The 12,445-nt window shown below is 58.2% G+C and carries 13 protein-coding genes and 1 tRNA gene; 10 read left to right on the top strand and 4 right to left on the bottom strand.

Going from position 1 to position 12,445, the window contains the following annotated elements; translation table 11 throughout:
* Positions 1-91: 91 nt before the first annotated feature.
* A complete protein-coding gene (locus tag JAO29_RS06055; RefSeq protein WP_334267293.1) occupies positions 92-1,873 on the bottom strand; it encodes a MutS-related protein in 1,782 nt (593 codons plus the stop codon).
* 79 nt (positions 1,874-1,952) lie between these two features.
* Between JAO29_RS06055 and ispD the strand changes: the two genes are divergently transcribed.
* Together ispD and ispF are read left to right on the top strand one after the other, a co-directional pair.
* Positions 1,953-2,669 carry a 2-C-methyl-D-erythritol 4-phosphate cytidylyltransferase gene (gene ispD / locus JAO29_RS06050; RefSeq protein ID WP_334267405.1) on the top strand — a complete coding sequence of 239 codons (717 nt, stop codon included), beginning with the start codon at positions 1,953-1,955 and terminating at the stop codon, positions 2,667-2,669.
* A complete protein-coding gene (gene ispF, locus JAO29_RS06045; RefSeq protein ID WP_334267292.1) occupies positions 2,666-3,283 on the top strand; it encodes a 2-C-methyl-D-erythritol 2,4-cyclodiphosphate synthase in 618 nt (205 codons plus the stop codon). The genes ispD and ispF overlap by 4 nt, the downstream gene beginning before the upstream one ends.
* A 1-nt stretch (position 3,284) precedes the next feature.
* Here ispF and JAO29_RS06040 read toward each other — a convergent pair whose 3' ends face one another.
* Positions 3,285-3,953, bottom strand: a complete 669-nt coding sequence (locus JAO29_RS06040; protein WP_334267291.1) for an O-methyltransferase — start codon at positions 3,951-3,953, stop codon at positions 3,285-3,287.
* Between the two features lie 147 nt (positions 3,954-4,100).
* On the opposite strand from JAO29_RS06040, the gene JAO29_RS06035 reads away from it, so the two are divergent.
* The 8 genes from JAO29_RS06035 to JAO29_RS23445 all read left to right on the top strand — a co-directional run bounded on the left by JAO29_RS06035 (position 4,101) and on the right by JAO29_RS23445 (position 10,414).
* Complete coding sequence (locus JAO29_RS06035) at positions 4,101-5,978, top strand: M14 family metallopeptidase (RefSeq protein WP_334267290.1); 1,878 nt, start codon at positions 4,101-4,103, stop codon at positions 5,976-5,978.
* 86 nt (positions 5,979-6,064) lie between these two features.
* Positions 6,065-7,372 (top strand): M24 family metallopeptidase, encoded by a 1,308-nt coding sequence (locus JAO29_RS06030; protein WP_334267289.1) that lies wholly within the window; start codon positions 6,065-6,067, stop codon positions 7,370-7,372.
* Positions 7,373-7,494: 122 nt separating this feature from the next.
* Positions 7,495-7,812, top strand: coding sequence for a M13-type metalloendopeptidase (locus JAO29_RS06025; protein ID WP_334267288.1), 318 nt, complete (start codon positions 7,495-7,497; stop codon positions 7,810-7,812).
* A gap of 23 nt (positions 7,813-7,835) precedes the next feature.
* Entirely contained in the window at positions 7,836-8,846 is a 1,011-nt protein-coding gene (gene fbp / locus JAO29_RS06020; protein ID WP_334267287.1) for a class 1 fructose-bisphosphatase, read from the top strand.
* Positions 8,843-9,103, top strand: a complete 261-nt coding sequence (locus tag JAO29_RS06015) for a hypothetical protein (protein ID WP_334267286.1) — start codon at positions 8,843-8,845, stop codon at positions 9,101-9,103. The genes fbp and JAO29_RS06015 overlap by 4 nt, the downstream gene beginning before the upstream one ends.
* A 93-nt stretch (positions 9,104-9,196) precedes the next feature.
* Positions 9,197-9,272: transfer RNA gene (locus tag JAO29_RS06010), tRNA-Ala, on the top strand.
* A gap of 160 nt (positions 9,273-9,432) precedes the next feature.
* Entirely contained in the window at positions 9,433-9,579 is a 147-nt protein-coding gene (locus tag JAO29_RS06005) for a hypothetical protein (RefSeq protein ID WP_334267285.1), read from the top strand.
* A gap of 328 nt (positions 9,580-9,907) precedes the next feature.
* Entirely contained in the window at positions 9,908-10,414 is a 507-nt protein-coding gene (locus JAO29_RS23445; protein WP_442886324.1) for a hypothetical protein, read from the top strand.
* 210 nt (positions 10,415-10,624) lie between these two features.
* On the opposite strand, the gene JAO29_RS23440 is transcribed toward JAO29_RS23445, so the two are convergent.
* Both JAO29_RS23440 and JAO29_RS05995 read right to left on the bottom strand, forming a co-directional pair.
* The gene (locus JAO29_RS23440) at positions 10,625-10,894 is read right to left on the bottom strand and encodes a DUF3732 domain-containing protein (RefSeq protein ID WP_442886330.1); all 270 of its coding nucleotides are present in this window, start codon (positions 10,892-10,894) and stop codon (positions 10,625-10,627) included.
* Positions 10,895-11,120: 226 nt separating this feature from the next.
* Positions 11,121-11,684: a hypothetical protein gene (locus tag JAO29_RS05995; RefSeq protein WP_334267284.1), complete on the bottom strand. Its 564-nt coding sequence runs from the start codon at positions 11,682-11,684 to the stop codon at positions 11,121-11,123.
* Positions 11,685-12,445: the final 761 nt, after the last annotated feature.

The following is a 12,445-nucleotide window of genomic DNA, read 5'->3' as shown; positions in this document are numbered from 1 at the left end:
GGGAACGAAGGCTGCCGAAGATCGCTGGATGAATCTGGTGGGTTCCAGCTGCTTCCTGAATGACTGTCGATTTTAGGGATTGCTGACGCGATCAGACTTTCAGGCCGATCAGACGCATGAGGGCTACCCCGTTGCTGCGTGTGACTGGACCTTCGCGGAGGATGAAGTCGAAGTTCATCCTGCCGTCCTCGATCTCGTCCTGAAAGTGAAAGTTGTGGATGAGTTCACTGTTTAGCTGCGTGAGGGCGAGGTCATGGGTACTGATCAGTCCGATAGCGTTGGTTTCGAGAAGGGTATTTACGATGCCTTCCGCACCGATGAGACGATCGCGCGAGTTTGTGCCCTGCAAGAGCTCATCGAAGAGAAAGAGAAGCGGAGGTTGGCGCGTCGCCAAATCCAGGACGTGTCGGAGGCGTGTGATCTCGGCATAGAAGCGCGAGCTGCCCTTTTGAAGCGAGTCGTTGACGAGGATGCTGGCGCCGACTCGCAAAGGAGAGAGCTGGAGGGACTGGGCGCGGACGGGGGCACCAGCCATGGCGAGGACGGTGTTGATCCCAATGGCGCGCATGAGCGTGCTTTTGCCCGACATGTTGGAGCCGCTGATGAGGATGATTCTGCGATCGCTGTCGATCGTGACGTCGTTCCGCACGCAGCGCGCGGCGGGGATGAGCGGGTGACCGAGCGCAACAGCGCGAAAAGACGGCTCGCCGGGGATGAGGTCGGGGAACGGGTCGGCGGGGTGCTCGAAGCTGTAGGTGGCCAGGGAGAGGAGAGCTTCCATCTCGCCAAGGGCAGAGAGCCATGTGGGGACTGCGGAACCGAACTGACATCGCCAGGAGTCTGCGGCAAAGGCGAGCTGGACAGAGTACAGAAAGGGAATATCGAGCAGGCGCATCAGGGGATTCTCGAGCGACTGGACGTACTGGACGATGGTGTCGAGACGGGCGATTGCCTCCGAAGCGTTGACCTGATGGATGGAAAACTGCGCTTTGAGGGACTGGAGGACGGGCGTCTCCATGGGTTCCTGCTCGATCCGTGAGAACAGGCATGAGAGCAGCTTGAGATCAGCAAAGGCATGCTCGACCTGATGCAGAACGCTGTTGACCCTGGCGCTGTGGGTAAACACGACAATTCCTTCCAGCAGGAGGACGAAGAAGAAGGGGGAGCGCTGGCCGGTTGCGCCCCAGAAGATGGCGGAAGCGACCATCAGAAGTGTGAGGAAGAGTGCGAGCCAGCGAACGGGGGAGCTGGTGAGCTGAAGCGGGGACTGAGCCCATTGGGTGAGGGCCTCGGGGTGGACCGCTGCCTGGAGATCTCCGCTGCAGATCGCCATGTCCTCGCGGAGATCGATGCGGCTGCGAAGGTCGGTGATGGACTGGTGGCGTTGCCTGATCTCGTCGACTGCAGCGGGGGCAAGCAGCCATGAGACTAGGGTGTCTTCGCCCATACGGGTGCGGGCGGCGGAGATCAGTTGGAAGAGACTTCCGGAGCCAAAGATGTCGAGGTCGGCTGCATAGAGGTGTTCCGCGATGTCGAAGCGATCTCCACGTGAACCCTGCCCCTGCCAGCGGTCTTCGATTCGATCGACCCCCAGGCGGTAATAGTCGACGGCGCGCAGGGCGGTCGCTTGCCTTTTGAGGAGATTTGCGTGATAGACGGCGACCGCGATGAAGGCGCCGAGAGGAAGGAAGAGCCATCCGGCCGACAGAGTGTGAGCGTCGAGGTAGATCCAGATGGCGGCGATCTCCGCGATTGCGAGAAGGAGGCGCAGATAGCCGAGGCGGATATGGATGCGCTCGAGGTTTTCTACCTTGCGCTGGCGGATGGCTTGCCTTTCCAGGTATTGGCCGGAGGGAGAGGTGGGTTGAGACACAGAGCCATTATTACTCGCTAAATACCAAGCGATCGGCATGAGACAGAAAGCGCACCATGATCTTGTATACTTCGCGTTTATGCGAGTTTTTGTCATTCTTCCGGCGGCGGGCATTGGCACCCGAATGGCTGTCGGGTCTCATACGGCGGCGCCGAAGCAGTTTCTGAGCGTTGGCGGGGTACCGGTACTGGTGCGGTCGGTGAAAGCTTTTCTTGATGTTCCACGAGTGGACGCGGTGTGTGTCGCAGTGAGGGCTCCGGAGCGCGAGCGAGTGACGGCGCAGATCCGGGAGCACGGTCTGGGCGAACGGGTGCATGTCGTCGAGGGCGGCGATTCGCGGCAGGAGTCGGTGGGGAACGCGCTGGCGGCGCTGAAGTCGAACGATGATGACATTGTGCTGGTACACGATGCGGTCAGACCGTTAATTGACGCGGCAACGATTGAACGGACGATTGAGGCGGTGGATCGACATGGCGCCGCGATTGTAGGGCTGCCTGCGGTGGACACGATCAAGCAGGTGGAGCGCACGGCTGAAGGCGCGATCATCACGGCGACCATTCCACGCGAACGAGTTGTGCTGGCCCAGACTCCTCAAGGCGCGCGGGTGGCACTGCTGCGGAAGGCCTTCGCAGAGGCACAGGCGGATGGCTTTGCGGGAACCGATGAGGCCAGCCTGCTGGAAAGGGCTGGGGTGGAGGTTGCAGTGGTAGCGGGGTCGGCGAAGAACTTCAAGATTACGCAGCCGGGGGATATCGAACTGGCGGAGTTTTACCTGAAGCAGGCAGGTACACGATGAGCATGAGGATTGGGTACGGATTCGACTCGCATGCGTTCAAACCCGGTGTGCCGCTGGTGATCGGGGGACTGCCCATCGAGCATCCGGAGGGGCTTGCTGGCCATTCTGACGGAGACGTGCTGCTCCACGCGATCACGGATGCATTGCTGGGCGCGGTCTCCGCGGGGGACATTGGGACTTTCTTTCCGCCGAGCGATCCGCGATGGAAGGGTGCGGCGTCGCACATCTTTTTGCAGACGGCGCTTGAAGAAGTTGCTACAGCGGGCTACAAGATCGTCAACGTAGATACGGTGCTGGTGATGGCACGGCCCAAGATTGTTCCTATCGCAGGGGAACTTCGCGAGCGCGTGGCTGAGTTGCTGGGAATACAGCCGGGGGAGGTCGGGATCAAGGCGAAGACTCCCGAGGGACTAAATCAGGACCACGTAGCCGTGGCTCATGCGACGGTTCTGCTGGAGAGCGTAAAGCTGGCAGATGCTCCGGTGCAGATGGTTGCGACCGCCGAAGCCGAGGATGATATTGACGAGGTGGTTAAAGGGCTTGTCGGAGATTCACGCGACATCTCTGCGCTCGGAAGAAAGCGGCCCACCTTCAACACGGACGATCTGACCTAGATCATGCCTTTACGACGGCGAGTGCAAAGCCGTCGTAGCCTTTTAGACCGACGGTCTGGATGGCGGTGGCGTCGAGCTGCGGATGCTGCCCGAGTCGCTCCAGAAAGGTGCGCGTTCCCAGGATCGCAGGATCGGTGCTCTCTGGATCGACGATGCCACCGTCGCGGACTACGTTGTCGGCGATGATGAGAGTTCCAGGACGAGAGAGCTTTATGGCCCACTCCAGGTAGGGCGGATTGTTAGGCTTGTCGGCGTCGAGGAAGATGAGATCGAAGGGCCTAGCCTGCTGGGCGGACAAAGTGGCGAGAGAGTCGAGCGCGGGCCCGACCCGAATGTCAACGATCGATGAGAGGCCTGCACGCTGAATATTGGAGCTGGCGACGGCGGCGTGTGTCGGATTGAGTTCGAGCGTGATGAGCTGGCCATCCGGCGGCAGTGCTCGTGCGAGCCAGATGGTGGAATATCCTCCGAGGGTTCCGATCTCCAGAATTCGACGAGCTCCCTGGATTCGCGCGAGGAGATGAAGCAGCTTGCCCTGGTTAGGAGCTACATCGATGGCGGGGAGGCCGGCGCATGCGTTTGCCTCAAGCGCGTGGTCGATTCTCTGACCGGGAGGGATGAGCGTGTCCGTGAGGAAACTGTCAACGGCGTTCCAGCGATTCTGATCCATGCAAGCAAAGATAGAGAATTGCAGTGGTGACAGCAAGCCGGGTGCTAGCGTGTTTCATAGCAGTCTGCTGAACGAGGGATTCTCCTGCCAGGCAGACGCCGCTCCGGACCCAGCCCGGCGATGGTCTGGATGGATTGAGGTGAGGGAATGCGACGAGGGCTGTGTGGTTTTGCCCTGACGGTGCTGACGACAGTGGGCTATGGACAGACCGTGGCTCAGCCGAGACTGATGGATGCTCCTGCGGCGAGATCGTGCGCCGTGCAGGATGAATGGGCAACGCCTGCAGAGAAGAACTGCTATGCGACGACTCCCGACTACGCGGAGACGATGGCGTACCTGCGACGGGTACAAGCTGCCGCTCCCAATGAAGTGAAGATTGAGCCGTTCGGAAGATCCGGCGAGGGGCGTGAGCTGGACATCGTGATCGTGTCGCACGACGGCATGTTCGATCCGGCGGAGCTGCATGTTGCGAAGCGGCCCATCGTGCTGGTACAGAACTCGATCCATGCAGGAGAGATGGATGGCAAGGATGCCTGCCTGTCGCTGCTGAGGGACATGGTGATTACAAAATCGAAGGCGGCTCTGCTGGAGCGAGCGGTTCTTGTTTTTATTCCCATGTACAACGCGGATGGGCACGAGCGAAGGAGCCGGTACAACCGCATCAACCAGGATGGGCCGGCGGAGATGGGATGGCGCGGGAACGGGACCAATCTGAATCTGAACCGGGACTACCTGAAGGCGGACGCACCGGAGACACGGGCGTTTATGGCAATGTTCCATCGCTGGCTGCCGGACTTCTTCGTGGACGACCATGTCACCGATGGTGCGGATTATCAATATGACGTGACGTTCACGATGGACGATGGGCCGAATGTGCCGGCGGGAACGGCGAGATGGGTAGGCGAAGTGGCGACTCCGATGCTGGAGAAGTATGTCGATGCACACGGGCACCTTGCGTCGCCGACCTATATCACGCTGGCGAACGACAGCGATCCTGCACAGGGTCTGGGTTTCAACGACAATCCGCCAAGATTTTCGACGGGATACATGATCCTGGAAGGTCGCCCCGGAATGCTGGTGGAGTTGCATATGCTGAAGGATTATCAGACGCGTGTGACGGGGAATTACGAGATTCTTGCTGGGTTGATGGAGCTGGTGAATCGTGACGCTGACAAGCTGATTGCATTGAACGCAACTGCCGACACAGAGGCTGAAGCGATGGGGTCGCATCCGCTGAGCAACGTTAAATATCCTCTGACACTGGCCTGGGGAGGGGAGACGACTCCGTTCCTGTTTCGCGGTTACCGATATACGCGAGAGCTCAGCGGAGTTTCAGGAGTGATGTGGGTGCGCTATACCCACGAGCCATGGAACGTCTCGTTGCCAGCACAGACGGGGTACAAGATAGTGGCTGAGACAAGGCCTCCCGCTGCCTATCTGATTCCCGCGCAGTGGACGGGAGTGATCGATTCGCTGGCTGCACACCAGATAGAGATGACACGCACAACTGCACCGTGGGCGGGAGTGGTAGAGACATATCGGTGCGCGGGGATGGAGTGGCAAGAGCCGCCGTTTGAGGGAAGGCACCCGACATTCAATGGCGAAGCTCAGCACGATCCGGGCAAATTCGGAAACTGCGTTCTCGTTCGCGAGCCGATGAGCTTTCCTGCAGGGTCTGCCCTAGTGCGCCTGAATCAACGCCTGTCGCGAGTGGTTATAGAGTGGCTCGAGCCGGCGGCACCGGACTCTGCGCTGCAATGGGGATTCTTCGATTCCATATTCGAGCAGAAGGAGTACGGTGAGGCGTACGTGCTGGAGGATCTGGCGCGGGAGATGATGGCGAAAGATCCGAAGCTGACGGCGGAGTTCGAGCGGAAGGTATCGAGTGACCCGGTCTTCGCCGCCAGTCCGTATGCGCGTCTGGAGTTCTTCTATGAGCGATCACCCTGGTACGCGGCCAACCGAGTTGGGCTGTATCCAGTAGGAAGATTGAGCAGCCTGGATGGCGTTCCGGTTTCACACTGAGAACTCCGAGACTGCACACAGAGCGGAGAGCGCTGGAATCTGTAATTGAGGGATGCAAGCGGAACATTATTGATTACAATCCGCTCATGCCATCCAGACGAACTTTTCTCTTTGCCGCCTCCGCAGCAGTTGCAGCACCGTCGTTGCCAGTCCAGGCCCAGCGGCCGTCAGGACCCTCAACCGAGATCAAGCAGCTGCCGCCGGCGATTGCGGCGCTTTCGAATCGCCGCGCCGAGGCGGTGCCGATTACCCTGGAGGAGCGGGAGCACAGGGTTGAGAGAGCTCGCGAATTGTTGAGCAACTCAAAGCTGGATGCCCTGGTGATCTGCACGGGTACGTCGCTGACCTATTTCACAGGACTGCGATGGGGCCAATCAGAACGGTTCTTTGCGTGGGTACTTCCGGCGAAGAGGAATCCATTTGTCGTCTGTCCGGTCTTCGAAGAGGGTCGTGTGCGCGAGCGGATGGAGGCAAAGCCCGCGACACTGCCTCAAGCGTCCGTTACGAAGGTCTATACGTGGAACGAGGATGAGAGTCCCTATACGCTGCTTGCCAAGGCGCTTAAGGAAGCGGGCATCACTGCGGGGCGGATAGGGGTGGAGGAGCGCACGCAGTTTGCATTCGCGGATGGAATTGGTCATGCGAGCCCAACGTTGACCGCTGTGAGTGGAACTCCGGTGACGGCGGGATGCCGTGCGGTGAAGTCCCCGGCAGAGCTGGCGCTGATGCGACTGGCGAACGACAACACGCTGAAGGTCTATGAGGCAGCGTGGAAGTCGCTTGAACCCGGAATGACGAACCGTCACGTCTCTGATCTGATCGGCGTAGCTTATGAGCGTACGGGCTTCCCTGGCTATGCATCTTGTCAGGTTGCAGAGTATTCGGCTCTCCCGCATGGTTCCTTGCAGCCGCAGGTGATTCGCGAAGGGCAGATCATTCTGCTGGATGACGGCTGCACTGTAGAGGGCTATGAGTCTGACATCTCGCGCTCCTTTGTTCTGGGCAAGGCGACGGACAAACAGAAGAAGGTCTTCGACATCGTTCATAAGGCGCAGGCGGCTGCCCTGGCCGCGGGCAAGGCGGGAGTGCCGTGCCACGCTGTAGATGATGCTGCTCGGAAGGTCATTACAGATGCGGGCTTTGGTCCGGATTACAAACACTTCACGCATCGACTTGGCCATGGAATCGGAATGGATGGCCATGAGTGGCCATACCTGGTGCGAGGCAATGATCTTCCACTCGAGTCGGGGATGACGTTTTCAGACGAACCGGGGATCTACATCGTCGGCGAGTTCGGGATTCGACTTGAGGATGATTGGGTTGTGACTCCGAGCGGCGGCGACATGTTTACTCCACAGAGCCCATCGCTCGAACAGCCGTTCGCGAAGGCTTGAAGCCGCGGAGATCTCGAGAATTGGCAATCCCGTTGATGGGAAAGAATGGACGATGGAGCCACAGACCGTGAATGCGGTGAATCTTCCGCTGCACAATGCACTGAACTTTCGCGCTGCGATTCTTGAGCCGCCTTTCTAGTGACCAGCAGTTCTTCCTTGCCTTTGCGCAGAACTGGGCCTCGAAGGTCAGGGATGGTGCTCTTCGTCAGCAGCTGCTGACCGATTCGCATGCTCCGGGAAAGTACAGGGCAGAGACGGTTCGTAACCTCGATGGGTGGCACAAGGCTTTTGATGTCAAGCCGATAGATAAGCCGCTGAGGAGAGTGTGCGCATCTGGTAATAGATCCTGGAGATCGGTCAGCTGTCCTGTTGGATCGAATACAGGGTTGATGATAGCTTCGATATCTGGCTTAGGGTTTAACGAGACCAGAGCGGCTTAGATCGAAGTGGAAGGACTACAGCAATGATTACGACGGTGCAACAGCATATTTTGCAGCAGCAGCAGGAATTACTGAAGTCGACGGGCCGCGAGGCGACGGGGACGTTTAGCTGGCTGCTGAGCGGCATTACGCTGGCGACCAAGATGATCGAAGCTAAGATTCGTTCCGCCGGATTGAGCGATGTTCTTGGCGCTGCGGGGGCGGAGAACGTTCAAGGAGAGCAGCAGCAGAAGCTGGATGTCTATGCCAATCAGGCGATGCTGCATTGTCTGGGACTAAGGGACAGCGTAGCCGCGCTGGTGAGCGAGGAGGACGAGGAACCCGTTACCTTCAACCGTGATGCGGAGACCGGGAAGTACATCCTGGTGTTCGATCCTCTGGATGGGTCGAGCAACATCGACGTGAACGTCAATGTCGGTACGATCTTCAGCGTGCTGCGCCGGATGCCGGCTGAACTGGGGACGCTTGAGGAATCGATTCTGCAGCCGGGTTTTCGCCAGGTAGCCGCGGGCTATGTGGTCTATGGGCCATCTACGGTGCTGGTGTACACGGCGGGCAATGGCGTTTTCGGATTTACGCTTGATCCAAAGATAGGAGCCTTCGTGCTCAGCAACGATCGGATGGAGATCCCGGAGCAGGGAAGCTACTATTCGGTCAATGAGGCCAACGCGGCGACCTGGCCGGAAGAGTACAGGACTTATGTTTCCATGTTGCGTGAAGGCGGTCTTCAGAAGACGTACAGCTCGAGATATATAGGAAGCCTGGTGGCGGACTTTCATCGCACCCTGCTGAAGGGGGGCGTGTTCCTGTATCCACCTACCGAAAAGCAACCGAAGGGAAAGCTGCGCCTGCTCTATGAGGCGAATCCACTGGCGTTCATCGCGGAGCAGGCCGGGGGAATTGCGACGAATGGAGCGGATCGGATCCTTGATATCAGGCCAAGCGGGATTCACCAGAGAACGCCGTTCTGTGTCGGCGGCCGGAGGGAGATGGAGGCGCTGAAGAGTGCGTTGGCTGGAGTGTTGACGTCGTGAGCTTCTCAAGCGTTGTAATCGATATTCGCGAGGAGCGCCGGACGGAGGGACGTCAGCAATGGCAACTGCTGCTGGAAGGTGGCGAATTTAGAGCCGGAGATACAGGGTTGCTGGAGGTGATCGCGCGAAGCGGGGCGAGGCTCTCTGTACCGGTTTTGAACGTTCTGGAGGAGGATGGAGAGGTGTGGTTGCGTGTTGAGAAGCCGTTGACGGCCGGCACTCAAGTTACTGGTCAGGTGGAGCGGAAACAGATGTAGGCTAGGTTTTAGAAAAATTCGCTTCCTGCTACACTTGAGGAGTCAATCCGACTCAGGGACAAGCGGAACGCGGTGAGTGCCTGAGATCGCCTTGGGGCTGTAGCTCAGTTGGGAGAGCGCCTCGTTCGCAACGAGGAGGTCGTCAGTTCGATCCTGATCAGCTCCACCAAAAGAATCAATTACTTAGTAATAGAATCTGGGAACAATAAGAAAGATCGAAGCGACTTTCCTACCAGCATTCCTCTTTTCATCACCAACCGTTTGAGCGTATGTCGCCAGCGTCATCTCCGCTGTGGAGTGCCGCATTAGCTCCATGCTGACCCTTAGGCTTGCCCCTCAAGCTCCCGGATCGCCTGCTCTTCAACGCCCGCTCCGAAGGCATCGAACGCTCACGCTTCGGGGCGGATGCTTTCCGCAATCACCGCGCCATCACACCAATCACCCATTCTCAGGTTGGACTCTTCGACTCCCAGTAGCGAAATTGAGATGGACCGCCGCTCTCTTTCCCTATAGCGATCGGGACCAGAACAACGGCACGTTGCGGAGGAGGGTTCCTCCGCCCTGCGACCGCATGCGCGTTCTCCGCTTCCTGTGCGGGCCCCCCAACGCCCTCCCTGTAATTGCTGTGCGCTGACCCGCGCCAGCTCTCGGCATGAGCTACGGCGGACGCATCGCTCTATTACCCGGACAGTCGAAGGCAGAGGAGTTTCGAGGCTGGTACGTGAAGCAGCCCATGAACTTCTGCACAAGGCGAACGCCTCATCGCTACCACTAAGACAGTACGCGAAAACCGGGGCCGAAGCCGTGGCTTTTGCCGTCGGCAGAGCAGCTGGACTGGCGACGGGTTCGGTTTCCGCCGATTACATCCAGCTTTATCACGGCAATGCTTCGCTGCTGGCCGAGAGCTTGGAAGCCATCCAGCAGACCGCCAGCGTCATCCTTGACGCACTGGACCCGTCCATCGCGGAGGAACCCGCCACTGACGAACTTGCGGAGGTCCAGAGCACAGTCCCAAATTCAACAACCAATGTAGGCGCATTTGCAATTTCTTTGGAGTCAATCACTGTCTTGCTCCTAAAGGTGACGGTTTTAACCTGTGAACGTCGAGAAATGGCATCGACAACCGCCGGGCGATCAACCCGAAAAAAGACCCGAATGCCGCGAGGCAATGACAGGGTGAACGGAAGGCATGAGGAGCATCGCAAACTTCACGATGCAGACCGTGATTCGTTCGACCACGATCGGAACCTTATGCGCGTGGACTGCAGCGCTCATCCGCTTGAGCGACGGAAGGCTCGCATCGATATCTAATCGCAACACGGGCCTGACCGATGTTTCCGCAAAGGCGCGTGCGGTTGCGCTGGCGCCGCCGACGCTGGAGCCTGTTGATTGAAACGGGCTCCAGCAAGGCGTTCGTCACCATTTTTCTTTGATTCATTTAAAATAGCTCCTCAAACTAGTACCACACGGTACCGTAAAAGTGACAGTTGAGTATGATTGCTCCTGAGATTCAGCAAGAAGTCAAATTTCAAGGGCAATAGAATGCTGACCGCGACGGCGAATGGAACGATCATCAGAAATCATCAGAAAACGAGGAATCGGTCGTCCGGCTTTCGCAGCGAAGAGATGGAGCGCTAAGAGAGTCGAGAGGTGGTAGGCGAGATGGTTCTCTCCGCCGCCGGTGCGGCTCATTGGCACTGAACGTTCAGGGCGATCGAACACAATGGTGAGATTTGAAAAGTCGATACGTACCGGAAAGGGCTGAACTCGACCTTCAACTCGTGAGGGAATTGCGACATGTAGCTTGCGATGTTGTTGAGAATTGATGCCAAGCGGTCGCGGCTCGCGTCGTCTCCCAGTCGACGTTCGAGATCTGCAACCCTCCGTTTGAGCTGGTCGTGCTTGGACTCGAGCTCCAGCAACTCAGAACGAACGCGAGATGAATTAGAAATCGGAGTCTAGGTGAGCCACTTGGCCTTGACTGGCGGCGAGGTGCTCACAGATGCCGCAAGGCCGGTCAATTCAGCAAACTCGGTCCGAAGAGTAGATCCATTTCGAGCGCGAGGCCACAATCGAAAGCTTCTGCTGCAATGAGTTTCTCCGCCAGCTCACGACCGATCGCGACATCCTGACCGCTGCAGTTGAGCAGAACGGCACATTCCTTTTCAGAAATCCCTTCGATCACAGACATAACGAAAACAAAACGCTCAAATGGGTTGAGGAAAGTGATGGAGGCAAACGGCCGGCGTGCTGTTAACACCAGGGGCCGCGCACTTCCGCGGAAGGCCCAGCTATACGCTTGCTGAGACGCGGGCTCAATGATCTTGATCGCTTGCCTGAGCACCGCGCGCCGGCCATGCTCTTTAGCCCATTCCAGGAAGCCGCCGGGGGCTTCCACGTACTCATCCAGAGCTTTGAAAAAGCACCGATCGGCGACCCTCCGGTCTGCCGCAACTAGAAATGAAAGCAAAAAGAGCGAGTTCACCTGATCGATGAACATTTCCGTGTAATTCGTGCCGCCAGCCGCGCGATCCTGCTGCGCGTCATTGAGGGTTGGTGAAGATGAATGGCTGATATGCATGATCTGTCTCCCTTTCCTGTTGCCGACGGTCTGCAAGCAATCGTGATCGCCCACGCCTGTGGTTGCTCTCATAATTGGCCCGCTGAGTGGCTACATCCTTGCGGCGAACTGTGAATGGATGGAGCCACTCGCCACGCCGCTGCATGCATAAATCGAAAGCCGGCGGGATAAAGGATGAAAACTGCCACCTAGCGATACAGGAGAAGCTGCACCGTCCAACGTGCGCGTCGTGCGAGGCGCTCGCCGCGGACGCCCTATCCAGTGCACGTCTATTGCCATTGCGAAAAATGCCGCGCCACCGCGGCTGGCTATACAAACAAGGATCAGGACAGCTGTGAAACAGTTTCCCAAACTCAGCCGACGTCCATCCTGTGGCGTCCGGCCCATTACCGCTGTCACTCCGTTGACACTTTCCATATTTGCTCCAGGGGTGAGGCAGAGCCCAATCGGACATCCTCTGAGCCCGATACTTAGCTGACGCGACGCAATTCGGCCCTTGTTCGGTTTGGGCATTGCGGCCCGCGGGCCATGGGGTCGCTCTGGCTGAAACGAAGAAACACATTATTTGCGCTGTCAGCGATGCGAGTACCGGGTCTGTGCAGTGCACGAAGAGCCTTCGCGGCCAGTCGCATCAGCAGATAGCGATTTTGGATATGTTTCTGCGCGCTAGTAACGAGTTCAGAACGCATCGTGCCTCCTCAGATCCAGTTCGTCTCAGTGGGATGCAATGCGATGGCCAAACCCGTTCGCGAGTGGCGCTT

This window comes from Edaphobacter sp. HDX4 (assembly GCF_036877565.1).
GTDB lineage: Bacteria > Acidobacteriota > Terriglobia > Terriglobales > Acidobacteriaceae > Edaphobacter.
This window is presented reverse-complemented; position numbering and strand designations above follow the sequence as displayed.